Below are 24593 nucleotides of genomic sequence, written 5' to 3' on the forward strand. Positions count from 1 at the left end.
AGACCCCACAGTACGGGGCCTGGTTCCATTACCCCACTGTTCTGTTGCTGATGCGCTCATCCTTAGGAACGATCACAGTTCGATGACCTCAGGCGCAGGGAGTAGGTGAGGGGCTGGGGGTCCCGTCGGCGAGCACGTAACCTTGGAGTCGTGTTCCGACGTCGTTCCCAAAGCGAGCAGACCGCGTCCACCACTGTGGTGGACGACCGGCAGCCCCGCGACCCGCAGGCTCCCAAGGGTCGCCCCACGCCCAAGCGCAGCGATGCCCAGGGCCAGCGCCGCAAGGCGGTGACCACGCCCACCGACCGCAAGGCCGCCACCAAGCAGGCCCGCGACGCCCGGCGGGCCGACCTGGCCAAGCAGCGCGAGGCCCTGATGAACGGGGACGAGCGCTACCTGCCCGCCCGTGACAAGGGCCCGGTGCGCAAGTTCGCGCGTGACTACGTGGACTCGCGCTTCCGCATGGCCGAGTTCTTCCTGCCGCTCGCCGTGGTCATCCTCGTGCTCAGCATGCTCCGCAACCCCGCGCTGCAGAACCTCTCCCTGCTGCTGTGGCTCGTGGTCATCGTGCTGATCGTCGTCGACTCGGCCTTCACCGGCTTCCTGCTCCGCCGCGAGCTGGCCAAGCGCTTCCCGGACAAGCCCACCAAGGGTGCGGTCGCCTACGCCCTCATGCGGACCCTCCAGATGCGCCGACTGCGCCTGCCGAAGCCGCAGGTCAAGCGCGGCACCAAGCTCTGAGCGGGAACGGCGGTTTCGCCGGCGCCGCCGGCTCGTGGCTGGACCGGCTGGGCGGGCTCCGGAACACCGTGCGCCAGGAGCTGGTCGCGCGCCAGCTGGACGAGCAGATCACCGCGCGCTTCCCCGTGGGGCGCCGGCTCAGGATCCTCGACGTCGGCCCCGGCCAGGGCACCCAGGCGCTGCGACTCGCCCGTGCCGGCCACCTGGTCACCGGCCTGGAGGCCGATCCGGAGATGGCGGGGGTCCTGCGCGCGGCCGTGGCCGCCGAGCCGGAGGGCATACGCGAGCGGATCACCCTCGTCGAGGGCGACGGCCGGGAGACCGGCCGGCACTTCGGGCCCGGCAGCTTCGACGTCGTGCTCTGCCACGGCGTGCTGATGTACGTGCCCGAGCCGGACGCGATGGTCGCCGGGCTCGCCCGGGTGCTGGCCCCCGGCGGGCTGCTGTCGCTGCTGGTGCGCAACGCCGACGCCCTGGCGATGCGGCCCGCGCTGCAGGGCGACTGGGCCGGTGCGCTGTCCGCCTTCGCGGGCGACACGTACACCAACCGGCTGGGGCTCGCCGCCCGCGCCGACCGGCGTGCGGACCTGACGACGACCCTCAGCGCCATCGGCGCGCCGCTGCACGCCTGGTACGGGGTGCGGGTCTTCACCGACACGGCGCCGGACGACTCCGTGGAGGTGCCGCAGGAGTTGCTGGCCGCCGAGGAGCTGGCCGGCCGCACCGACCCCTACCGCGGGGTCGCGGCACTGCTGCATCTGTGCGGCGTACGGAACTGACCGGGGCGGGATACCGGGGACGGGACGTCACGAACGCGACACTTCGGTCATGCGCGATTCGAAGCCCAACCGATGGCGGCCGCCGACGGCGCTCCGGGCGGCGGCCCTGCTGCTGGCCGTCGCGTGCTGCGGTGGCGTGACCGCCGGATGCACGGGGGACTCCCCCTCCCCCAGCGCGGCATCCTCGGCGCCCGCGCCCGTCGCCGCCTCCGAGCTGGCCGGCGCCCGTGATCTGGAGCGCTCCTACCAGCAGGTGGTCAAGGCGGTGCTGCCGTCCGTCGTCCAGATCAACACGTCCGAGGGACTGGGCTCCGGCATCGTCTACGACACCAAGGGCCACATCGTCACCAACGCCCATGTCGTCGGCAGCTCCGACACCTTCGAGGTCACCCTCGCCAACAGCGACACCCCGCACAAGGGCCGGCTCGTGGCGGCCTACCCCGAGCAGGACCTCGCCGTCATCGAACTCGACGACCCGCCGAGCGGGCTGCGCGCGGCGTCCTTCGGCCGCTCCCGGGACGTCCAGGTCGGCCAGATCGTGCTCGCCATGGGCAGTCCGCTCGGCCTGAACAGCAGCGTCACGCAGGGCATCGTCTCCGCCGTCGGCCGTACGGTCAGCGAGACCGGGGCCGAGGGCGGCACCGGCGCCACCCTGGCCGACATGGTGCAGACCTCGGCTCCCATCAACCCGGGCAACAGCGGCGGGGCACTGGTCAACCTCTCCGGCCAGGTCATCGGCATCCCGACGCTCGCCGCGGTCAACCCCACCATGGGCGACTCCTCGGCCCCGGGCATCGGCTTCGCCATCCCCGCGGCGACCGTCACCCGCATCGCGGACCAGATCATCCAGCACGGCAAGGTCGTCGACTCCGGCCGCGCGGCGCTGGGCATCGTCGCGCGCACCGTCCTCGACGAGAACTTCCAGCCCGCCGGGGTGGGCGTCGTCGAGGTGACCCGGGGCGGGGCGGCGGACAAGGCCGGGATCAAGCCCGGGGACGTCATCACCGACGTCGGGGGCGACGACATCACGACCCTCCAGTCGCTGTCCGAGGCCCTGGTCCAGCACGCCCCCGGCGACACCGTGGACGTCACCTTCCAGCGCGGCGGCAACGCGAAGACCGTCAAGGTCACGCTCGGGCAGCTCCAGTAGCGGCCGGACGCACAGCCGGGGCGGGGTCGTGGGACGTCCCACGACCCCGCCCCGGCGTGGTGCGGCGGCCGGACCCCCGGCCGCCCGGGCACGGGTCTACTCGTCGGCGTGCAGGCTCATCGGGCCGTAGATCTTCGTGCCGTCATCGAAGAGGTGCACCTGGTCGGCGCCTCCCTGGAGGAGGTCCTTCCAGACCTCGCCGATCCAGGACTCGGCGTCGCCCTGCGTGGGGAACTCCTCGGGCTCGACCGCGGGGGTGACCTCCGTGCCGTCGGTCTTCTCGAAACGCCACGTCCACGCCATGTCCGTCTCCTCGTCCCTGGGGGTGCCTGCCCGGCAGCGTAGCGTGCGCGGACGCGAGAGGATCTGCACGTGGAACTGACTCTCCTCGGCACCGGTGGCCCCGACGGCCTGCCCCTCCCCGGCTGCCCGTGCGCGGCGTGCGCGACGGCGGTGGGCGACCAGGCGCGGGCGGCGACCTCGCTGCTCGTGGACGGGGTGCTGCTGCTCGACCTGACGCCGGGTCTCGCGCTGACCGCGGCGCGCTCCGGTCACTCGCTCGCCGGGGTCCGCCAGGTGCTGCTGTCGCATCCGCACGACGGGCCGGCCGTGGAGATCCCGGCGGGGCTGCCCGCGCCGGGCCGGGTGGCGGCCGGGCAGGAGATCACGCTGCTGACGGGCCACCGGGTGCGGGCGGTGCCGGTCGACGCGCCCGGGTCCGGGTACGAGGTGACGGGACCGGACGGCGAGCGGTTGCTGTACCTGCCGCCGGAGTGCGCTCCGGCGGGGCTGCCGGAGGCCGTGGAGCCGTACCGGATGGTGCTGCTGGACGCCGTGGGCCGGCCGGACGGGCTGGCGCGGCTGCGCGCGGCCGGCGCGGTCGGGAGCACCACCGACGTCGTCGCGGTCCACCTGGACCACCGCGTCCACCCCGGGCCGGAGCTGCGGCGCCGGCTCGCCGCGCTCGGCGTACGGGCGGTGCCGGACGGCACGACGCTGACGGTCGGCGACCTGCACGACGTGCCCGACGTGCCGCGGCGCACGCTCGTGCTGGGCGGGGCGCGGTCGGGCAAGTCGGTGGAGGCGGAACGGCGGCTGTCGGCCTTCCCCGACGTGCTGTACGTGGCCACCGGCGGGACGCGCGGCGGTGACCCGGAGTGGGCGGAGCGCGTGGCGCTGCACCGCGAGCGGCGTCCGCAGTCGTGGCAGACGGTGGAGACCTGCGACCTGCTGCCGCTGCTGGCCGAGGAGGACGGGCCCGCGCTGCTCATCGACTGCCTGTCGCTGTGGCTGACGCACACCATGGACGAGCTCGGCGCGTGGGACGACGAGAGGTGGGCGGAGGGCGCCGAGCGCGAACTGCGCCGCCGCGTCGGGGAACTGACCGCGGCGTGGCGCGCGACCCGCCGCACGGCCGTGGCGGTCAGCAACGAGGTCGGCTCCGGGGTCGTACCGGCCACGGCCAGCGGGCGCAGATTCCGGGACGAGCTGGGGCGGCTGAACCTCGCGCTGGCCGACGAGTCCGAGCACGTGGTGCTGGTGGTCGCGGGACAGGCGCTGCCGCTGCGGGGCTGACCTCGGCGCGCGACCCCGCGGACCGGTAGTGTTCGACCCCGTGAGCGGCCTGAACCTTGATGACTTCGCGACCCTGGTGGAGCGTCCGGACGCCGGTGTGCGCCGTGACGCACGCGACCGTTGGCAGCGGCTGGTGCGCCCGGCGAGCGCGCTGGGCGGGCTGGCCGAGCTCGCCGACTGGCTTTCGGCGGTCCAGGGCGCGGCGACCCTACGCCCGATCGAGCACCCCAAGGCCGTGCTCTTCGCGGCGGACCACGGGGTGGCGGCACTGAAGGTGTCCGCCCGCCCCGGGGGCACCGCGGTCGAGCTGGTGCGGCAGGTCCTGGACGGGGCCTCCCCGGTCAATGTGCTGGCCCGTCAGTACGGCGCGGCGCTGCGGGTGGTGGACGTCGGCGTGGACGCGCCGGCCGACGACCTGCCCGCCGACGTGACGGCGCACCGCGTGCGGCGTGGCTCCGGCCGGATCGACGTGGAGGACGCGCTGACGGCCGAGGAGGCCGAGGCGGCGTTCCGGGCCGGCATGGCCGTCGCGGACGAGGAGGCGGACTCCGGCACGGACCTGGTGCTCCTGGGCGATCTGAGCGTGGGCGGCACCACGGTGGCCGGCGTGCTGATCGCGGCGCTGTGCGGTACCGACGCCTCCGTGGTGACCGGCCGCGGTTCGGGCATCGACGACATCGCGTGGATGCGCAAGTGCGCGGCGATCCGCGACGCGCTGCGCCGGGCCCGGCCCGTGCTGGGCGACCAGCTGGAGCTGCTGGCGGCGGTCGGCGGCGCGGACGTGGCGGCGATCACCGGTTTCCTGCTGCAGGCCTCGGTGCGGAAGCTGCCGGTGGTGCTGGACGGCGTGGTGTCCGCGGCGTGCGCGCTGGTCGCGCAGCGGATCGCCTTCCGGGCGCCGGACTGGTGGCTGGCCGGGCAGGCCAGCGGTGAGCCCGGGCAGGTCAAGGCGCTGGACCGGCTGTCCATCGAGCCGCTGCTCGACCAGAAGGTGACGGCGGGTGAGGGCACCGGCGCGCTGCTGGCGCTCCCCCTGCTGAAGGCGGCGGCGGCCCTGTCGGCGGAGCTGCCGGAACGTTTCTGACCCATCGCGAACCGGGTCGTTCCCGTAGGATCCGGACCTATGGGAACGGCCGTCTCGGTCTGGCGTGAACGCGGCGCGGTGTCCACCGTCCGGTACCTGCGCCTGGTCGGCCTGATCGACCTGCTGGGTGCGGTGTGGGTGTCCTTCGGGAACGACATCCGGCGTCACGACGTCGACGAGTACCTCACCCCGTACCTGCTGACCGCCGGCTACACCCCGGCCTTCCTCGCGCTCTTCCTGGCGGTCACGATGCGCCGCAGGAAGCGCGCGGCCTGGCTGCTCAACCTCGTCCTCGCCGGGCTCTACCTGCTGTTCCTGGCCGCGGCGACGGCCGTCCCCGCGTTCCGCGGCCACCCGCAGAACTGGGTGTCGCTGGGGATCACCGCCGCCTTCTGCGCCGCGCTGCTCGCCGGGCGCCGTGCGTTCCGCGCCAAGGGCGACCGCTCCAACCCCCGGCTGGCCGCGGCGGTCGCCGTCGGCGGCGTCGCGGCCGGCGGACTCCTCGCCGCGGGGCTGGTCACCGTCACCGACACCGGGCACGGCTCGACCTTCGGCCGGCGGTACGCGTACGCCATGCTCCGCGTGGTCTCGCTGGCGGACGCCGAGGAGTCCTTCCCGGGGATCTCGACCCCGGGCTGGGTCGACGTCGTCATCAACGCCATGAGCGCCGTGCTGTTCCTGCTGGTGCTGTACGCGGCGTTCCGCTCGCCCCGCGGCCGCGAACTGCTGGGCCCGCAGGACGAGATGCGGCTGCGGGCCCTGCTGGACCGGCACGGCGAACGTGACTCGCTCGGCTACTTCGCGCTGCGCCGCGACAAGAGCGTGGTCTGGTCGCCGTCGGGCAAGTCGGCGATCGCCTACCGCGTCGTCGGCGGGGTGTCCCTCGCCTCCGGCGACCCCATCGGCGACCCCGAGGCCTGGCCCGGGGCGATCGAGGCCTGGCTCGCCGAGGCCCGCGAGCACGCCTGGGTACCGGCGGTGGTGGGGGCCGGCGAGGAGGCCGGCACCGTCTACGCACGGCACGGGCTGGACGCCCTGGAGCTCGGCGACGAGGCGATCGTCGAGGTCGCCGACTTCACCCTGGAGGGCCGCGCGATGCGCACCGTGCGGCAGGCGTACCACCGGATCGGGCGCGCCGGGTACACCGTCCGCGTACGGCGTCACGAGGACATCCCGGCGCGGGAGATGGCGGCCCTGCTGGAGCGCGCGGACCGCTGGCGGTACGGGCAGACCGAGCGGGGCTTCTCCATGGCGCTGGGGCGGCTCGGCGACCCGGCGGACGGCCGGTGCGTCATGGTGGAGTGCGCGGACGGGCGGGGCGAGCCGAGGGCGCTGCTCAGTTTCGTGCCGTGGGGGCGGCACGGGCTGTCGCTGGACCTGATGCGCCGTGACCGGGACTCCGACAACGGGCTGGTGGAGTTCATGGTGATCGAGCTGATCCGGCGCGCGCAGGAGTCCGGGGTCGAGCGGGTGTCGCTCAACTTCGCCGTGTTCCGTTCGGTCTTCGAGCGCGGGGCGAGGCTGGGCGCCGGACCGGTGCTGCGGATGTGGCGGGCGCTGCTGACCTTCTTCTCCCGGTGGTGGCAGATCGAGTCGCTGTACCGCGCCAACGCCAAGTACCGGCCGGTCTGGGAGCCGCGTTTCCTGCTCTTCGAGAAGGGCGGCGAACTGCCCCGGATCGGACTGGCGAGCGCACGGGCCGAGGGCTTCCTCGCCGCGCCCCGGATGCCCTCGCCGCGGCGCTGAGGGACCGGCCGGGGCGCCGCGGCGGCCTGCATCCGGCACGCGGCCACCACGCGCGCCGGGCGTCCGACGGCCGGGGCGAAGGCCGCGGCCCGTCGGGGCGGAGACGCTCACCGACGCCGTCCGGAGGGACCGGCGTGAGCCGCCGGCGCCGGGGCTCAGTGCTCGGTGAAGCCGCCGATCCGGTCCTGGAGCCGCCGCAACGGGCCCGACCAGCGCGCGTCGTGCCGTGCGGCGCGGGCCTCCGCCCGCCGGGCCGCCCCGGGCCTGCGGGAGTACAGCCGCTCGGCCCACAACGAGTCGGGGCGCGCCAGCCGCAGGGCCGCGTACAGCGCGACGAAGGGCACGAAGACGCCGACGACGGCGGAGCGCAGCTTGCCCTTGACGAGGGCGACGAGGACGAACAGGAAGTTGACGGCGATGGTGAGGATCACCGAGACGCGGCTCTGCTGCTCGTCCGGGCTGACCGAGTTGACGCCGAAGGGGACCAGACCGCAGAGCATCATCAGGACGACGGAGAAGGTGACGACGACGGCCTCGACGCTCTTGCGGCCGCGATCGCTCCAGTACACGTCGTCGAGGTAGAGCACGAGCGCGAATTCGTCGAGCACCAGGCCCGCTCCGGCGCCGAACAGGACCGCGGACAGGTAGGCGCCGAAGCCCCGTGAGGAACTGGCGACGCCCCCGAAGCCGCCGATCGTCATGAGGATGATCCCGGGCACCACGTGGTGGATGTGGGTGCCGCCGGAGGAGATGTTGCGGAAGGGGCCCTTGCCGGCCCGGATGAGACGGGTGATCATCCGGGTGACCAGGAAGGTCAGCACGAACGCGCCCAGCGCGAGGAGCAGCGGCAGCTTTCCCGGCTCGATGATGTTGCGGTACCACCAGTCGCCCATGCCGATTGCTCCAGATTCGCCCCGTACGCGGCACTATACGGTTCCGGCCCGGCGGTTACCCTGCACGCCATGACCGCCGACCCCGACCCCGACCCCGCGCCCGCTCACGCGCCCCCCGCCGTCACGGCCGCCGACGGGCTGCGCTTCGCCTTCGGCACCCTGACGGTGCTGCGGGTCCGGGTCACCCGCTGGGACCGCGCGGCGGCCCGCGCCGGGATGCTCTGGGCGCCCGTGGCCGGGCTGGTCGTGGGGCTGTGCGCGGCGGCCGGCGGACTCCTGCTGCTCCTGGGCTCGGGGCCGCTGCCCGCCGCGGTGGCGAGCGCCGCCGTACCGGCCGCCCTGACGCGGGGGCTGCACCTGGACGGGCTGGCCGACACCGCCGACGGGCTGGGCAGCGGCAAGCCCGCCGAGGACGCGCTGCGCATCATGAAGCAGTCCGACATCGGGCCCTTCGGTGTGCTCACCCTGGTCCTCGTCCTGCTGGCCCAGGTCGCCGCGCTCGCAGAGCTGTACGGCCAGTCCTGGACCCGGGGTGCGGTCGCCGCCGCCCTGGCCGGGCTCACCGCCCGCGCCGCGATGACGCTGGCCTGCCGTGACGGTGTGCCCCCGGCCCGCCCCGGCGGGCTCGGCGCGGCCGTGGCGGGCGCGGTCCCCGCCCGTACCGCCTGGGCGTCGGCCGCGCTGACGGTGGCGATCTGCGCCATCTGCGGGGCCGCCTTCGGCGTGCCGGACGCGGTGCGCTGTGCGGCTGCTGCGGCGGCGGGCCTGGCCGCCGCGGAACTGCTGCTGCTGCGGTGCCGCCGGCGCCTGGGCGGCGTCACCGGTGACGTCTTCGGCGCGTTGTGCGAGACAGCCGCGACGGCCGCGCTGCTGGTGCTCACCCTGGGCTGAGCGCCGCGCGGCGACCGGGCGTGATGCGGTCCGACGCCCCAACTCCCACCGGGCGGAAGGGGATCGGGACCCTGTCCGGGGTGCCGCGCGGGCGCGGTCCCATAGGGAAAACCCGCGCCTTCGCCGTCATGGGCGCAGGTCGTGGTCGCAAGCGACAGGAGTGAGCGTAAGGTCGGTGCTGCACCCCCGCCCGTGCCGCGAAGGACGCCCGGCGTCGGGCACGAGGGAGCCGGACGGAGTCCGGCGTCAAGTATTGGACCCCCGAAGGAACAGGATCCGCATCACCGTGACTGCACTGACTCTCAGCACCTCCTCCGCGGCAGCGCTGCGCGCTGACGCCGTCGTCGTCGGCGTGACCAAGGGCGCCAAGGGCCCCGAGGTCGCCGCCGGGGCGGAGGCGGTGGACCAGGCCTTCTCCGGCCGGCTCGCCGCGACGCTCGAGACACTGGGCGCCTCGGGCGCGGAGGGTGAGGTGACCAAGCTCCCCGCCCCGGACGGCCTGAAGTCCCCGGTCGTGCTGGCGGTCGGGCTCGGTGAGGCCCCGGCCGACGGCGCCGCGTACGACACCGAGGCGCTGCGCAAGGCCGCCGGCGCCGCCGCCCGCGCGCTGGCCGGGTCGAAGAAGGCCGCCTACGCCCTTCCGGTGCAGGACGCGGACGCCGCGCAGGCGGTCGCCGAGGGCGCGCTGCTCGGCGCCTACACGTACACCGCGTACCAGTCGTCCAACGGCAAGGCCCCGCTCGCCGAGGTCGCGCTGGTCGGCGCGAAGCCGCGGGACAAGGCGTTCAAGGCCGCCGCCGAGCGGGCCGCCGTCATCGCAGCGGAGGTCAACCGGGCGCGCGACCTGATCAACATGCCGCCGAACGACCTCCACCCGAAGTCCTTCGCCGCGCTCGCGCAGGAGGCCGCCAAGGAGCACGGCCTCAAGATCGAGGTGCTGGACGAGAAGGCGCTGGTCAAGGGCGGCTACGGCGGCATCATGGGCGTCGGCCAGGGCTCGGCGAACCCGCCCCGCCTGGTGAAGATCGCCTACACCGGTGCCAAGGGCCGCGGCGCCAAGCACCTGGCACTGGTCGGCAAGGGCATCACCTACGACTCGGGCGGCATCTCCCTGAAGCCGGCCGGTCACAACGAGACCATGAAGTGCGACATGAGCGGTGCCGCCGCCGTGCTGTCCACCGTGGTCGCCGCCGCGCGCCTCGGCCTGCCCGTCAACGTCACCGGCTGGCTGGCGCTCGCCGAGAACATGCCCTCGGGCAGCGCCGCCCGCCCCGGCGACGTGCTGAAGATGTACAGCGGCAAGACCGTCGAGGTGCTCAACACCGACGCCGAGGGCCGCCTGGTGATGGCCGACGCCCTCACCCGCGCCTCCGAGGAGAAGCCCGACGCGATCATCGACGTGGCGACCCTGACCGGCGCCATGGTGCTGGCCCTGGGCAACCGCATCTTCGGCGTCATGGCCAACGACGACGCCTTCCGCACCGCGCTGCACGAGGTCGCGACCGAGGTCGGCGAGCAGTCCTGGCCGATGCCGCTCCCGGCCGACCTGCGCAAGGCCATGGACTCCCCCACCGCGGACATCGCGAACATGGGCGAGCGCATGGGCGGCGGCCTGGCGGCCGGCCTGTTCCTGAAGGAGTTCGTCGGCGAGGGCATCACCTGGGCCCACCTGGACATCGCGGGCCCCGCCTTCAACGAGTCCGGCCCCTTCGGCTACACCCCCAAGGGCGGCACCGGCTCTGCCATCCGCACCCTGGTGCGCGTGGCCGAGAAGGCCGGCGAGGGCGAGCTGCTCTGACCGCGGTGTAAGCCTCGGCACATTCCGTACGGCCCCGGGTATGGCATCCGGGGCCGTACGCGTTCGCCAAGGGCGAGCAAAGAGTGCAACCGCTCCGTATTTCGCAAGGGATACCGGCGAGTAGCCCCGGCCGGGGACGTTCCGTACGTCTCAGACACCGGCCCGGTGCCTCGTCGGCCCCGAACAAGTGCGAAGATGTTGTCTCGGCACGACAGGGCCCCGTTTAACAGAAGCGGCCGAACAAAAGCCGCCGCCCGGTCATGACGGACCGGCTCCGGCGTATCCATGCATGGAGGACGTGACGTGGCGAACGACGCCAGCACCGTTTTCGACCTAGTGATCCTCGGTGGCGGTAGCGGCGGCTACGCCGCAGCGCTGCGTGCGGCGCAGCTCGGTCTGGACGTCGCCCTGATCGAGAAGGACAAGCTCGGCGGCACCTGCCTGCACCGCGGCTGCATCCCCACGAAGGCTCTGCTGCACGCCGGTGAGATCGCGGACCAGGCCCGCGAGGCCGATCAGTTCGGTGTCAAGGCCACTTTCGAGGGCATCGACATCGCCGGGGTCCACAAGTACAAGGACGACGTGATCTCGGGCCTCTACAAGGGCCTGCAGGGCCTGGTGGCCTCCCGCAAGGTCACCTACGTGACCGGTGAGGGCCGTCTGTCCTCCCCGACCTCGGTGGACGTGGGCGGCCAGCGCTACACCGGCCGCCACGTGCTCCTGGCGACCGGCTCCGTGCCGAAGTCGCTGCCGGGCCTGGCCATCGACGGCGACCGCATCATCTCCTCCGACCACGCTCTGGTCCTGGACCGTGTGCCGAAGTCCGCGATCATCCTCGGCGGCGGTGTCATCGGCGTCGAGTTCGCCTCGGCGTGGAAGTCCTTCGGCGCCGACGTCACCATCGTCGAGGGCCTGCCGCACCTCGTGCCGGTCGAGGACGAGAACAGCTCGAAGCTGCTGGAGCGCGCCTTCCGCAAGCGGGGCATCAAGTTCAACCTCGGCACCTTCTTCTCCAAGGCCGAGTACACCGCCGACGGCGTCAAGGTCACCCTGGCCGACGGCAAGGAGTTCGAGGCCGAGGTCCTGCTCGTGGCCGTCGGCCGCGGCCCGGTCTCCCAGGGCCTGGGCTACGAGGAGGCCGGGGTCGCCATGGACCGCGGCTACGTCCTCGTCGACGAGTACATGCGCACCAACGTGCCCACCATCTCCGCGGTCGGCGACCTCGTCCCGACCCTCCAGCTGGCCCACGTCGGCTTCGCCGAGGGCATCCTCGTCGCGGAGCGGCTGGCCGGCCTGAAGACCGTGCCGATCGACTACGACGGCGTGCCGCGCGTCACGTACTGCCACCCGGAGGTCGCCTCCGTCGGCATCTCCGAGGCCAAGGCCAAGGAGCTGTACGGCGCCGACAAGGTCGTCACCCTGAAGTACAACCTGGCCGGCAACGGCAAGAGCAAGATCCTCAAGACCGCGGGCGAGATCAAGCTCGTCCAGGTCCGCGACGGCGCCGTGGTCGGTGTCCACATGGTCGGCGACCGCATGGGCGAGCAGGTGGGCGAGGCCCAGCTGGTCTACAACTGGGAGGCGCTGCCGGCCGAGGTCGCGCAGCTCATCCACGCGCACCCGACGCAGAACGAGGCCCTCGGCGAGGCGCACCTCGCGCTCGCGGGCAAGCCCCTTCACTCGCACGACTGACCCACGGACACGCAGACAGATCCGCACAGATCGTTAGGAGCAACCGAAACCATGGCGGTTTCCGTAACCCTGCCGGCGCTCGGCGAGAGCGTGTCCGAGGGCACCGTCACCCGCTGGCTCAAGGCCGAGGGTGAACGCGTAGAGGCCGACGAGCCGCTGCTCGAGGTGTCGACCGACAAGGTCGACACCGAGATCCCGGCGCCCGCTTCGGGCATCCTCTCCTCCATCAAGGTGGCCGAGGACGAGACGGTGGAGGTCGGCGCCGAGCTGGCCGTCATCGACGACGGCACGGGCGCCCCCGCTGCCGCCCCCGCCGCGGCGGAGCCCGCGCCGGCTCCGGTGCAGGAGGCCCCCGCCCCCGCCCCCGCCCCCGCCCCCGTCCCGGCCCCGGCGCCCGCCGCCGCGGCCCCCGCCCCGGCCCCGGCCGGTGGCGCCGAGGGCACCCCGGTGCTGCTGCCGGCGCTGGGCGAGTCGGTGACCGAGGGCACCGTCACCCGCTGGCTGAAGTCGGTCGGCGAGAGCGTCGAGGCCGACGAGCCGCTGCTCGAGGTCTCCACCGACAAGGTCGACACCGAGATCCCGTCGCCGGCCGCCGGCACCCTGCTGGAGATCCTCGTCGGTGAGGACGAGACCGCCGAGGTCGGCGCCAAGCTCGCCGTCATCGGTGCCGCCGGTGCTGCGCCCGCCGCTGCCCCGGCCCCCGCCGCCCCCGCTCCGGCCCCGGCCGCCGCGGCTCCGGCCCCGGCCGCCGCGGCTCCGGCTCCCGCCCCGGTTCCGGCTCCCGCGCCGGCGCCCGCTCCGGCTCCGGTGCCCGCCCCGGCCCCCGCGCCGGTCGCGGCTCCGGCTCCGGTCACCCCGGCTCCGGCCGCCCCGGCCGCCCCCTCGGCGACCGCGCCGACCGACGAGGGCGCGTACGTGACCCCGCTGGTGCGCAAGCTCGCCGCCGAGAACGGCGTGGACCTCGCCTCGGTCAAGGGCACCGGTGTCGGTGGCCGCATCCGCAAGCAGGACGTCCTGGCCGCCGCCGAGGCCGCCAAGGCCGCCGCTGCCGCGCCGACCGCCCCGGCCCCGGCCGCGGGCGTCACGGTGCCGGCCGCCGCCGCCGCGCTGCGCGGGCAGACCGTCAAGATGACCCGCATCCGCAAGGTCATCGCCGAGAACATGATGAAGGCCCTGCACAGCCAGGCGCAGCTGTCGACCGTGGTCGAGGTGGACGTCACCAAGATCATGAAGCTGCGGGCCCGGGCCAAGGAGTCCTTCCTGGCCCGCGAGGGCGTCAAGCTCTCGCCGATGCCGTTCTTCGTGAAGGCCGCCGCCGAGGCGCTGAAGGCCCACCCGGTCATCAACGCCAAGATCAACGACGACGGCACCGTCACCTACCACGACGCCGAGAACGTCGGCATCGCGGTGGACTCGGAGCAGGGCCTGATGGTCCCGGTCATCAAGGGCGCCGGCGACCTGAGCCTGGCCGGCATCGCCAAGAAGACCGCCGAGCTGGCCGGCAAGGTCCGCAACAAGAAGATCAGCCCGGACGACCTGTCCGGCGGCACGTTCACGATCAGCAACACCGGCTCGCGCGGTGCGCTGTTCGACACGATCATCGTGAACTACCCGCAGGTCGCCGAGCTCGGCATCGGTGCCACCGTGCGCCGCCCGATCGTGATCAACCACCCGGACCTGGGTGAGACCATCACGATCCGCGACGTGGCGTACCTGACCCTGTCGTACGACCACCAGCTGGTCGACGGCGCGGACGCCGCCCGCTACCTGAACGACGTCAAGGCCCGTCTCGAGGCCGGCGAGTTCGAGGGCGACCTCGGTCTGTAACCGACCGGAGTCCTCACGGGACCGTACGACGGCCGAGGCCCCAGCCCCCTCCGGGCTGGGGCCTCGGCCGTTCTCCGGGGACTCCCCCGCCCGTTGAACGGTCCGGGCCCGGCGTACGTACGGAAGGGGGCAGGGCCCGGGGAGCCGGATGCCGGCGAACGCGCCCTGCAGCGACGGCGGATCGGCGAGGCCGACCACCGCCGGGTGGTGACCGCGTGTCACCGTCCCCTGCTCCCGCCGGGGCGCCACCGTCCCCACCGGCCCGGCCGCCCTGGCGGGTTGCACGCTGCGGTGACCTTCCCCCCGCGCTGACGCGCACGCAGCGGGCTCCGGCGGGGCCGGTCCGGACCTCCCGGACCGGCCACGTCCCGGTGCCCACGGCGACCGCATAGCCTCGGGGCATGCGTGCGGCACGACTGATCCACCTCGTCCTCCTGCTCCAGTCCCGCGAGTCGATGACGGCCACCGAACTCGCCAAGGCCCTGGAGGTGTCCGAGCGCACCGTCGGCCGGGACGTGCTGGCCCTGTCGGAGGCGGGGGTGCCGGTCTACGCCGAGCGGGGACGCGCCGGCGGCTACCGGCTGGTCGACGGCTACCGCACCCGGCTGACCGGGCTGGCCCGCGCGGAGGCCGAGGCGCTCTTCCTGTCCGGGGTGCCCGCCGCGCTGCGGGCGATGGGCCTGCACGACGCGGGTTCCTCGGCCCGCCTGAAGGTCTCGGCCGCCCTGCTGCCCGAACTGCGGGACGCCCCGCGCTCGGCGGCCCAGCGCTTCCACCTGGACGCGCCGGGCTGGTGGCAGGAACCGCAGACGCCGCGGCTGCTGCCGGTGCTCGCCGAGGCGGTGTGGGGGGACCGGCGGCTGCGGGCCCGATACCGGCGCGGGGAGGCGGAGATGGAGGCGGAGCGCGCGCTGGATCCGTACGGCCTCGTGCTCAAGGGGGGCGTCTGGTACGCGGTGGCGCGTTGCGGCGCGGACGTCCGGGTCTACCGGGTGGACCGGTTCACCGCGGCGGAGGCGACGGAGGATCGTTTCAGCAGGGACCCGGACTTCGACCTCTCCGCGTTCTGGGACGCCCGGGCCGCCGAGTTCGCCCGCTCGGTGCTCCGGGACGAGGTCGTCCTGCGCCTGACGCCCGACGGTGCCCGCCGCCTGCCGTACGCCGCCGACCGCACCGCGGCCCGTGAGGCCCTCGCGGCCGCCGCGCCGCCGGACGCACGGGGGCGGGTCACCGTCACGCTCCCCGTCGAGAGCCAGGACGTCGCCTACGAACAACTCCTCTCCCTCGGCCCCGACGCCGAGGTGCTCGGCCCGCCGGCCCTGCGCGAGCGGCTGGCCGACGCGGTGCGCGCCATGGCCGCCGTCTACGCCTGAGGGCCGTGCGGTGCGGCCCGCGACACGGGGCCGCGTCTGCCGTGTTCCGCGTGCGTCGGAGGGCCGCAGCCAGGATGCTGGAGCGGTGATGGACGAGACGGAGTTCTGGGAGATCGTCGACAGCACGCGTGAGGCAGCGGGGGGCGACCCGGAGGAGCACGCCGACCTCCTGGTGGAACGGCTGACCCAGCTCGACCCGGAGTCCGTCGTCGACTTCGCGCGGCACTTCGAGAGCCGTTTCAACCGGGCCTACCGCTGGGACGTGTGGGGCGCCGCCGACCTCATGCTGGGCGGCGCCGGCGACGACGCGTTCGACTTCTTCCGGTGCTGGCTCATCGGCCAGGGCCGGCACGTCTTCGAAGGGGCCGTCCACGACCCCGACAGCCTCGCGGAGATGACCGACTCCTTCGACCCCGAGGTCGACGGCGACGCGGAGGACCTCGGCTACGCGGCGGACGAGGCGTACGAGCAGCTCACCGGGGTCCGGCTGCCGGACCTGGACCTGCCGCCGCAGCCCGCCGAGCCGGAGGGCGTCTACATCGACTTCGAGAACACGGCCGCGGTGGCGGACCGATTCCCCCGGCTCTGGGAGCGCTTCGGCTGAGCCGGACCGTGCCGGCCGCGCGCCCGGCGTTCCGCGCCGCCGGGCCGTACCGGGTGACCCGTCAGACCCGGCGCCCCATGCACACGTCGTCCACGTAGACGCCGTCCAGCAGGAACTCCCCCCGCAGGACGCCCTCCACGGTGAACCCGGCCGCCTCGTACAGCCGCCGGGCCGGGGTGTTGTGGCCCAGCACCCGCAGCGTGACGCGCACCGCGCCCTGCCGGCGGGCCTCCGCCACGGCCGCCAGGACGAGTTCCAGCCCCACCCCGCGCCCCCGCGCCCAGGTGTCGACCGCCAGGCCCTGGATCTGGCGCACGTGGGCGTTGGACGCCAGCGGCGTCGGCGGCACCACCCCGACGAAGCCGGCGACGCGGCCGTCGGCCTCCGCCACCAGGAACGCGTCCGGGCCCCAGCGCTCGCTGAAGAAGTCCTCGTTCTCCTCCCGGGGCGGCCGCACCGCGTGCAGGGTCGACCAGGTCGCCCGCTCCAGACGGACGAGCGCGGGGTCGTCGGAGAGCAGGGCCGGGCGCACGCGGAGGTCGGACATGCGGGTCACCCTCCCACACCACGGGGGCCGTTCCGCGCGACGATGTCCCCATGCGCATCGCCATCACCGGCTCGTCCGGTCTCATCGGCTCCGCCCTGGTCCGCTCCCTGCGCTCCGACCGGCACGAGGTCGTACGCCTCGTCAGGCGCGAGCCGTCCGGGCCGGACGAGGTGCGCTGGGACCCACGGGAAGGCACGATCGACACCGCGGGGCTCGCGGGCGTGGAGGCCGTCGTCCACCTCGCCGGCGCCGGGGTCGGCGACCACCGCTGGACGGACGACTACAAGCGGACCATCCGCGAAAGCCGCGTGCGGGGCACCGACACCCTCGCGCGGGCCCTCGCCTCCCTGGACACCCCGCCGCGGGTGCTCGTCAGCGGCTCCGGCATCACCGCGTACGGCGACACCGGCGACCGCCGGGTCGACGAGGGCGCCCCGCTGGGCACCGGTTTCCTCCCCTCCGTCTGCCGCGACTGGGAGGCCGCCGCCGGCCCGGCCCGCGAAGCCGGCATCCGCACCGCGTTCGCCCGCACCGGTCTGGTCGTCTCCGGCAGGGGCGGGGCGTGGGGCCGGCTCTTCCCGCTCTTCAAGGCGGGCCTGGGCGGCCGGCTCGGCGACGGCCGCCAGTACTGGAGCTTCATCTCCCTGCACGACCAGATCGCGGCGCTGCGCCACATCGTCGACACCGCGTCCGTCTCCGGGCCGGTCAACCTGTGCGCGCCCGAAGCGCTGACCAACGCCGAGGTGACCCGGGCGATGGGACGGGTGCTGGGCCGGCCCACGGCGTTCGCGGTCCCCGGACCCGTACTGCGCACGGTCGTCGGGGAGTTCGCCACCGAGATCCTCGGCAGCACCCGCGCGGTGCCGCGGGTGCTGCTCGACTCCGGGTTCACCCACACCCACCCCGGGATCGACGAGGCGATCCGCGCCGCGCTGGCCGAAGAAAGGCACTGAATGCCACCCACAGCCGTTTTCCGGCATCAGTTGGCGCGCGAGTGGGCATGACGGTTCCAGCGCCAGCTGACGCGAGCGGGGAAACGTGCCGACCTCGGGGAGGGGCAACGTGCTCTCTACAGCACGCTCTACGGGTTCACCTACGGACGTGTGCGTGATCGGAGCCGGCCTCGCCGGGCTCTCCGCGGCACATCACCTCACCGGTGCGGGGCTCACCGTCACCGTGCTGGAGGCCGAGGACCGGATCGGTGGCCGCATGGCGACCGAGAAGGTCGACGGCTTCCTCCTCGACCGGGGTCCACAACTGCTCAGCACCTCCTACCCGGAGCTGCGCCGCACCGCGGTCCTGCGGGGCCTGCAGCTGCGGCCGCTCTCCCCCGGCGTCCTGGTAAGGGCCGCCGGCCGCGGCTACCGCGTCGGCGACCCGCGCGGCGCACTCGCCGCCGCGCGGGCGCCCATCGGCTCGCCCCTGGACAAGGCGCGGCTGCGGGCGGCCCTCAACCGCCTGGCCGACGCCCCCGTCGAGCGCCTCCTGGACCGCCCGGAGACCACGGCCGCCGCCGCCCTCGCCTCGCGCGGCTTCGCGCCCCGCACCGTCGACGGGTACCTGCGGCCGCTGCTGTCCGCGCTGCTCTGCGACCCGGACCTCTCGACGTCCAGCCGGGTCGCCGACCTGGTCCTGCGCGGCTTCGCCCTCGGCCGTACGTGCCTGCCGGCGGGCGGCGCCGTGACGGTGCCGCAGGCCCTGGCGGCCGCGCTGCCGCCCGGGACGGTCCGCACCGGGGTGCGGGCGGTCGCCGCGGCCACCAACGGCGTCCGCACCGCGGGCGGGGACGAGATCCCGTGCCGGGCCGTGGTCGTCGCCACCGGGGCCCGCGCGGCGGCCGGACTGCTGCCGGGGCTGCGGGTCCCCGCCTTCCACGGCGTCACCGTCCTGCACCACGCCGCACCCGCGGCACCGTTGAAGCAGCCCGCGCTCGTCCTCGACGCGGACCGGCGCGGACCGGTCTCCCACACGTTTCCGGCCAGCCTCGTCGACCCCTCCCGCGCCCCCGTGGGCCGCGCGCTGGTCACCTCCGTACTGCTCGGCCGCGCCGCCGCCCCCGCCCCGGACGACATCGCCGTCCGGGCCCACCTCGCGGAGCTCTACGGCACGTCCACGGCGGCGTGGGAGCTGCTCGCCGTCCACCACGACGCCGAGGCGCTCCCCGCGATGACGGCCCCGCACGACCTGCGCCGCCCGGTGCGGATCCTGCAGGGCCTCTACGTCTGCGGCGACCACCGGGACACCAGCACCGTCCAGGGCGCCCTGCTCTCCGGCCGCCGCGCGGCCCAGCGCCTCCTCCGCGACGTCGGCCTCCCCCCGGCACCCCCCGCAGAACCCCTGGCCGCCTGACCGCCACCCGGGGGAGGGCGTGGGTCGGCCCGCGCGGTCGGATGGGACGCGCTGCGCGGCCTCAGCCGGGCGCCGAACGGGCGGCATGCCCTGCGCCGCCCGAGGCCGGTCCGACGTGCGCGGCCTGCCCTGGCGCCGGCCTGTCAGGGTCGCGGGCACGCCGCCGGTCGTGGACGCGCGGACGGGGCGGAGTCGCGGTGGAGCGCCGAGGTGGCAGAGCGGCGGCCATGCACCGGCGCGGTCTCCCTCGCCACCGTCGCGTACCTGCCGGATCGGCGGCCCGGCACCCCCGGGGCTCCCTCTCCACGCGAGACACCCGGCGCAGTGGCGCTCGCCGGCCCCCCGGCTCTCCGGCCCCATGGGCGCGCCGCCCTCCGGTCGCGGCGCCGTCCGGTGCACCCGGCAGCCTGGGCCGGGGCACCTGAGGCCAGCGGGCTCCCCCCGCTGGTCCACGGACCGCACCGGGCCGGCACAGGACCCCCTGCGACCGCCGGAACCCGTACCCCACGCGCCGGCGCCGCACCACGGCGGAACCCCGCGAACCGCGCCGGGGCGGGAACCCGTCAGGGCCGGACCTCGGCGGCGGCATCCTCCCCGCGCCGCCGACCGGTGTCACCCTGCCGGGACGCCCAGCGCGGCGGCGCGGTCGTGGAAGGCGCGGACGGGGGCGGCGTCGCGGTGGGTTTCGAGGCGGCGGCTGAAGTCGCGGACGTACTCGACGGCGCGGAGCGAGCGCATCTCGACCGCGGCCTGCATGGCCTCCGCGCCGAGGGCGCAGGCGGCGTCGACCTCGCCGAGGCCGAGGCGCGCGGCGGCCAGCACCGTGCGGCAGAAGACGCGGCTGCGTGCGTACGCGTGGCCGCGCAGTTGCAGCGAGCGTTCGGCGTGCTGCGAGGCCGCGCGGTACTGGCCGAGGTCGCGGTGGCAGTGGCCGAACTCGTCCGCGAGCTGGGCCTCGTCGAAGAAGCGCGCCCAGGACGGGACGTCGTCGCCGTTCCTGACCGCCTCCAGGGCGCGTTCGGCCCGCACCAGTGCCGCCGTGCAGGCGCGGACCTCGCCGAGCAGCCCGTGGCCGCGTGCCTCGGCGGCGTGGAAGAGCGCCTGCACGACCGGCGGGGCACCGCCGGCGGCGCCCTGCTGGGCGACCCGCGCCAGCTGGACGGCCTCGCGGCCGTGCCCGAGGTAGACCGCCTGGCGGCTCATCGTGACGAGGACGTACCCCCCGTAGACCCGGTCCCCGGCGGCCTGTGCGAGCCGCAGCGCCTGCACGAAGTACCGCTGGGCGAGCCCGTGTGCGCCGATGTCGTACGAGGTCCACCCCGCGAGCCGGGTGAGGTCGGCGACCGCCGCGAACAGGCGGCGCCCCATGGTCTCCCCGTAGGTGCCGCGCAGCATGGGTTCGGCCTCGTGCTCGAGGTAGCGGACGAGGGCCTGCCGCGCGTGGCCGCCGCCGTAGGCGTTGTCGAGGGTGCGGAAGAGCTCGCCGACGGAGCGCAGGGCGGCGATGTCCCCCACGCCGACCCGCTGACCGGTGCCCCCGAAGACCGCGGGCGCGGCGACCGCGACCGGTGCGGGCGCCCCGCGCGACCCGCCCCCCGCGCGCTGCGCCGGCAGCCGCGCCGCCCCCGGACCGCCGCCGTGGCCGGGACCGGCGGGGCCGGTGCCCGGCTCGGGGCCGCGCCCCACCCGGTCGTCCGCCCGGCCGATCAGCCAGTCACGGCTGGGGACCACCAGTCCCGCGGGGGTGAACGCGATCTTGCGGAGGTCGGCCTGGTTCCCGGTGTCCTTCCGCCACAGCCCGGAGATGATCTCCACGGCCTCCTCCGGGGAGGAGGCGTACTCCAGTCCCGCGTAGACCGGGGCGACGGCGTCGAGGCCGAGGTCGTGGGCGGACAGCCGCCGGCCGAGCCGCCGGGTGAAGACCTCGGCGATGAGTGCGGGCGTCGTGCCCCGGGGCTGCTGGCCGCGCAGCCACCGGGTGACGGAGGTCTTGTCGTACCGCAGATCCAGACCGTGCTCGATGCCGAGCTGGTCCACCCGACGGGCGAGCCCGGCGTTGGAGAACCCGGCTTCGGCGATCAGGGCGGCCAGTTGACGGTTCGGGGGGCGCTGCGAGGAACGGTCGGACATCAGTGGTGCGGTCCCCTGCCTTCCGGGCGTGCGGGCGTGCGGAGTTGCGGGTGTCCGGCTGCGCGGGTGCGCGGCGCCGCGGGCGTCCGGAGCGGTGTTCACCGCCCGCGGCCCTCGGAGCCATCCGCAGAACGGCGCGAATGTAACGTTCTGTATCGACTCACTCACCACCCGAGCGCCTCGCATTCGCTGTATCGGGTGAATCTGCACCCACATATCGGCAGAACGCTTCCTTTGCCCTTCGTCGGGTGCTAAGCCCCCGGCCCCGTGCAGGACACCACCTCACCGGACGTACAGTTGCGGGGGCGCTCCTGACTCGTGGAGGGGCGCCGCAAAGGACCACAAAGGGAGCGGCCGTGAGTGACCTGCGCTTCGTCCACCTGGGCTTCGGCGAGGACGCGGTGGAGTACCTGGAGGCGTGGGAGGAGCAGCGTCGCGTGCACGCCGCACGCTTCGCCGACGAGATCCCCGACACGTGCCTGCTGCTGGAGCACCCGCCGGTCTACACCGCGGGCCGCCGCACCGAGGACAGCGAGCGTCCGCTGGACGGCACCCCCGTGGTGGACGTCGACCGCGGCGGCAAGATCACCTGGCACGGGCCGGGCCAGCTGGTCGGCTACCCCATCCTGAAGCTGCCGCGCCCGGTGGACGTGGTCGCGCACGTGCGCCGCCTGGAGGAGGCGCTGATCAACGCGTGCGCCGAGTTCGGCCTGGAGACCACCCGGGTGGAGGGCCGCAGCGGCGTGTGGGTGCTGGGCGACCCGATCGAGGACCGGCCGCCGGTGATCCCGGGGCTGACCCTGGACTTCGACCCCCGGCTGCAGGACGACGAGTTCGACCCCCGCCTCTCGGGCCCCGAGTACGCCCCGTCCAACGCCGGCCAGCGCCGAGAGGACCGCAAGCTCGCCGCCATCGGCATCCGCGTCGCGAAGGGCGTGACGATGCACGGCTTCGCGATCAACTGCAACCCCGACAACACCTGGTTCGACCGGATCGTGCCGTGCGGCATCCGGGACGCCGGGGTGGCCTCGCTCAGCAACGAGCTCGGCCGCGAGGTCACGGTCGCCGAGGTCCTCCCGGTGGTCGAGAAGCACCTGCGGCTGGTCCTGGAGTCGGCCGAGCCGCTCCCCCGGGCCGTCCAGGAATCCACAGGCGTACGCTGATGTTCACCAAGGAAATGAAGCCGCGAGAGGGAGTCGGACGTGTCCGCTGTCGCACCTGAAGGCCGCAAGATGCTGCGTCTGGAGGTCCGCAACAGCCAGACCCCCATCGAGCGCAAGCCCGAGTGGATCAAGACCCGGGCCAAGATGGGTCCCGCGTACACCGAGCTGCACGGCCTGGTGAAGCGCGAAGGTCTGCACACGGTGTGCCAGGAGGCGGGCTGCCCCAACATCTTCGAGTGCTGGGAGGACCGCGAGGCCACCTTCCTCATCGGCGGCGACCAGTGCACCCGGCGCTGCGACTTCTGCCAGATCGACACCGGCAAGCCGCAGGCCCTCGACCGCGACGAGCCGCGCCGCGTCGGCGAGTCCGTCGTCACCATGGACCTGAACTACGCCACCATCACCGGCGTCGCCCGCGACGACCTGGAGGACGGCGGCGCCTGGCTGTACGCCGAGACCGTGCGGCAGATCCACGCCATGACCGCCGAGCGGGCCGACGGCCGCACCAAGGTCGAGCTGCTGATCCCCGACTTCAACGCGGTGCCCGAGCAGCTCGCCGAGGTCTTCGGCGCCCGCCCCGAGGTGCTGGCCCACAACGTGGAGACCGTGCCGCGGATCTTCAAGCGCATCCGCCCCGGCTTCCGCTACGAGCGGTCGCTGGAGGTCATCACCAAGGCGCGCGAGGCGGGCCTGGTGACCAAGTCCAACCTCATCCTCGGCATGGGCGAGGAGCGCGCCGAGGTCAGCCAGGCGCTGCAGGACCTGCACGACGCGGGCTGCGAGCTGATCACCATCACCCAGTACCTGCGCCCGAGCCTGCGGCACCACCCGGTGGAGCGCTGGGTGAAGCCCCACGAGTTCGTGGAGCTGAAGGAGGAGGCCGAGGAGATCGGCTTCGCCGGTGTCATGTCGGGCCCGCTCGTGCGTTCCTCGTACCGGGCCGGCCGGCTCTTCCAGCAGGCCGTCGAGCGCCGCGGCGAGCGCGGCGAGGTCGTCGCCGCACAGGCGGTCTGATCACGCTGCGGTGACCTCCGGATCACCGCCGGAACGTGCGGTTCGTCACGTCAGGGGCCCCCGCGGGGGCCCCTGACGCGTCCCTGACGTGCGGTACGTCCGCGGAGAACGGCGCAAAGCCACCGCCGGGGTTTCACGACGGTTTGACCGACCGGTCACGGACTGGTAACACAATGTGGTGACTCTGGATAAGCGGAACATCCACCCGCGTCTGAGCCGTCCTGAGGGGGACACCACCATGCAGGCCGAGGCCGCACACCTCCACCGCCAGAGCACCACCATCCCCGGCGCCGCCGCCGGCGCGCTGCGCGCCGTGGAGTACTTCCTGTTCCGTGGCGCGGAGGAGACGGCCCGCCGCAACGCCTGGTCCGCCGTCCTGGAGGACCGCAAGCGCGCCAAGGACCGCCGCGACGCCCAGCACGTGATGGACGCCCTGGTCTCCTCGCGCGCCCCGCGCGGCGACGTCCTCTAGACCCCCGCAGAGCCTCCGGGCGAAAACCGGACCCCCTCCGGTGGGGCCCGGGACGCGCGGGCCACGTATCCTGTGCGGCATGGCGAGGGAAACATCCGAGAGCAACCCTGGGCGCCTCAAGCAGATCGCCCAGACCTACAAGATGACCAGGCGTGTCGACTCCAAGGTCGGTCTCGTCCTTGCGGCTGTGGGAATCGTCACCTTCGGTGTCATCCTCGCCATCGGCTTCTTGATCGGTCACGAGATCTACGCGGGCATCCTGGGCTTCCTGCTGGCCCTGCTGGCGATGGCGGTCATCTTCGGGCGGCGTGCCGAGAAGGCCGCGTTCGGCCAGCTCGACGGACAGCCCGGCGCCGCGGCGGCGGTGCTGGACAACGTCGGCCGCGGCTGGTCGGTGACGCCCGCGGTGGCGATGACACGTAGCCAGGACGTCGTGCACCGCGCGGTCGGCAAGGCCGGCATCGTCCTGGTCGGCGAGGGCAACCCGAACCGGCTGAAGGGCCTGCTGGCCTCCGAGAAGAAGAAGATGGCGCGCATCGTCGTCGACGTCCCGGTCACCGACTTCGTCGTGGGCAACGACGAGGGCCAGGTGCCGCTGAAGAAGATCCGCACCACCCTGCTGAAGCTCCCGCGGGTCCTGCCCGGCCCCAAGGTCACCGAGGTCAACGACCGGCTGCGGGCACTGGGCGACCTGATGAGCAACATGCCGGTGCCGAAGGGCCCGCTCCCCAAGGGGATGCGGATGCCGAAGGGCCGCTGATCGCA

The 24593-nt window shown here is 74.1% G+C and carries 22 protein-coding genes; 18 read left to right on the forward strand and 4 right to left on the reverse strand.

From position 1 onward, the window contains the following. The first annotated feature begins 150 nt into the window (after positions 1-150). The 3 genes from AC1VWI_RS14675 to AC1VWI_RS14685 all read left to right on the forward strand — a co-directional run bounded on the left by AC1VWI_RS14675 (position 151) and on the right by AC1VWI_RS14685 (position 2670). Entirely contained in the window at positions 151-741 is a 591-nt protein-coding gene (locus AC1VWI_RS14675) for a DUF3043 domain-containing protein (RefSeq protein ID WP_499511441.1), read from the forward strand. 68 nt (positions 742-809) lie between these two features. Beyond that, complete coding sequence (locus AC1VWI_RS14680; protein ID WP_499511442.1) at positions 810-1520, forward strand: class I SAM-dependent methyltransferase; 711 nt, start codon at positions 810-812, stop codon at positions 1518-1520. A 49-nt stretch (positions 1521-1569) separates the two neighbouring features. Continuing rightward, entirely contained in the window at positions 1570-2670 is a 1101-nt protein-coding gene (locus AC1VWI_RS14685) for a S1C family serine protease (RefSeq protein WP_499511443.1), read from the forward strand. A 96-nt stretch (positions 2671-2766) separates the two neighbouring features. Here the strand turns inward: AC1VWI_RS14685 and AC1VWI_RS14690 are convergent, their stop codons facing one another. After that, entirely contained in the window at positions 2767-2973 is a 207-nt protein-coding gene (locus tag AC1VWI_RS14690) for a hypothetical protein (RefSeq protein WP_499511444.1), read from the reverse strand. Between the two features lie 69 nt (positions 2974-3042). Here AC1VWI_RS14690 and AC1VWI_RS14695 point away from each other — a divergent pair, with 69 nt between their 5' ends. From AC1VWI_RS14695 to AC1VWI_RS14705, 3 genes are read left to right on the forward strand one after another with little or no spacing between them, the layout of a single operon-like run. Next, positions 3043-4245 (forward strand): bifunctional adenosylcobinamide kinase/adenosylcobinamide-phosphate guanylyltransferase, encoded by a 1203-nt coding sequence (locus tag AC1VWI_RS14695; RefSeq protein ID WP_499511445.1) that lies wholly within the window; start codon positions 3043-3045, stop codon positions 4243-4245. A gap of 40 nt (positions 4246-4285) precedes the next feature. After that, a complete protein-coding gene (cobT, locus tag AC1VWI_RS14700; RefSeq protein ID WP_499511446.1) occupies positions 4286-5329 on the forward strand; it encodes a nicotinate-nucleotide--dimethylbenzimidazole phosphoribosyltransferase in 1044 nt (347 codons plus the stop codon). Between the two features lie 39 nt (positions 5330-5368). Then, entirely contained in the window at positions 5369-7075 is a 1707-nt protein-coding gene (locus tag AC1VWI_RS14705) for a DUF6541 family protein (RefSeq protein ID WP_499511447.1), read from the forward strand. Positions 7076-7230: 155 nt separating this feature from the next. On the opposite strand, the gene AC1VWI_RS14710 is transcribed toward AC1VWI_RS14705, so the two are convergent. Next, positions 7231-7968 carry a hypothetical protein gene (locus AC1VWI_RS14710; protein ID WP_499511448.1) on the reverse strand — a complete coding sequence of 246 codons (738 nt, stop codon included), beginning with the start codon at positions 7966-7968 and terminating at the stop codon, positions 7231-7233. 69 nt (positions 7969-8037) lie between these two features. Between AC1VWI_RS14710 and AC1VWI_RS14715 the strand changes: the two genes are divergently transcribed. From AC1VWI_RS14715 to AC1VWI_RS14740, 6 genes are all read left to right on the forward strand, one after another. After that, a complete protein-coding gene (locus AC1VWI_RS14715) occupies positions 8038-8859 on the forward strand; it encodes an adenosylcobinamide-GDP ribazoletransferase (RefSeq protein ID WP_499511449.1) in 822 nt (273 codons plus the stop codon). Between the two features lie 286 nt (positions 8860-9145). Then, a complete protein-coding gene (locus AC1VWI_RS14720; protein ID WP_499511450.1) occupies positions 9146-10657 on the forward strand; it encodes a leucyl aminopeptidase in 1512 nt (503 codons plus the stop codon). Positions 10658-10960: 303 nt separating this feature from the next. Further along, entirely contained in the window at positions 10961-12349 is a 1389-nt protein-coding gene (lpdA, locus tag AC1VWI_RS14725) for a dihydrolipoyl dehydrogenase (protein WP_499511451.1), read from the forward strand. Positions 12350-12400: 51 nt separating this feature from the next. Beyond that, complete coding sequence (gene sucB, locus AC1VWI_RS14730; RefSeq protein ID WP_499511452.1) at positions 12401-14176, forward strand: 2-oxoglutarate dehydrogenase, E2 component, dihydrolipoamide succinyltransferase; 1776 nt, start codon at positions 12401-12403, stop codon at positions 14174-14176. Positions 14177-14577: 401 nt separating this feature from the next. Then, positions 14578-15549: a helix-turn-helix transcriptional regulator gene (locus AC1VWI_RS14735; protein ID WP_499511453.1), complete on the forward strand. Its 972-nt coding sequence runs from the start codon at positions 14578-14580 to the stop codon at positions 15547-15549. Between the two features lie 88 nt (positions 15550-15637). Further along, positions 15638-16153, forward strand: a complete 516-nt coding sequence (locus tag AC1VWI_RS14740; protein ID WP_499511454.1) for a DUF4240 domain-containing protein — start codon at positions 15638-15640, stop codon at positions 16151-16153. Positions 16154-16214: 61 nt separating this feature from the next. Here AC1VWI_RS14740 and AC1VWI_RS14745 read toward each other — a convergent pair whose 3' ends face one another. After that, positions 16215-16700, reverse strand: a complete 486-nt coding sequence (locus AC1VWI_RS14745; RefSeq protein WP_499511455.1) for a GNAT family N-acetyltransferase — start codon at positions 16698-16700, stop codon at positions 16215-16217. A 50-nt stretch (positions 16701-16750) separates the two neighbouring features. Between AC1VWI_RS14745 and AC1VWI_RS14750 the strand changes: the two genes are divergently transcribed. Then, positions 16751-17653, forward strand: a complete 903-nt coding sequence (locus AC1VWI_RS14750; protein ID WP_499511456.1) for a TIGR01777 family oxidoreductase — start codon at positions 16751-16753, stop codon at positions 17651-17653. Between the two features lie 154 nt (positions 17654-17807). Beyond that, complete coding sequence (locus tag AC1VWI_RS14755) at positions 17808-19049, forward strand: NAD(P)/FAD-dependent oxidoreductase (protein WP_499511457.1); 1242 nt, start codon at positions 17808-17810, stop codon at positions 19047-19049. Between the two features lie 612 nt (positions 19050-19661). Here the strand turns inward: AC1VWI_RS14755 and AC1VWI_RS14760 are convergent. Continuing rightward, complete coding sequence (locus tag AC1VWI_RS14760; RefSeq protein ID WP_499511458.1) at positions 19662-21179, reverse strand: NsdA family TPR-like regulatory protein; 1518 nt, start codon at positions 21177-21179, stop codon at positions 19662-19664. A 356-nt stretch (positions 21180-21535) separates the two neighbouring features. Here AC1VWI_RS14760 and lipB point away from each other — a divergent pair, with 356 nt between their 5' ends. The 4 genes from lipB to AC1VWI_RS14780 all read left to right on the forward strand — a co-directional run bounded on the left by lipB (position 21536) and on the right by AC1VWI_RS14780 (position 24588). Further along, complete coding sequence (gene lipB / locus AC1VWI_RS14765) at positions 21536-22342, forward strand: lipoyl(octanoyl) transferase LipB (protein WP_499511459.1); 807 nt, start codon at positions 21536-21538, stop codon at positions 22340-22342. A gap of 39 nt (positions 22343-22381) precedes the next feature. Continuing rightward, positions 22382-23356, forward strand: a complete 975-nt coding sequence (gene lipA / locus AC1VWI_RS14770; RefSeq protein ID WP_499511460.1) for a lipoyl synthase — start codon at positions 22382-22384, stop codon at positions 23354-23356. A 238-nt stretch (positions 23357-23594) separates the two neighbouring features. Then, positions 23595-23828, forward strand: a complete 234-nt coding sequence (locus AC1VWI_RS14775) for an SCO2195 family GlnR-regulated protein (RefSeq protein WP_499516811.1) — start codon at positions 23595-23597, stop codon at positions 23826-23828. Between the two features lie 79 nt (positions 23829-23907). Continuing rightward, complete coding sequence (locus AC1VWI_RS14780) at positions 23908-24588, forward strand: DUF4191 domain-containing protein (RefSeq protein WP_499511461.1); 681 nt, start codon at positions 23908-23910, stop codon at positions 24586-24588. Positions 24589-24593: the final 5 nt, after the last annotated feature.

Source organism: Streptomyces sp. TOM-9, assembly GCF_056858595.1.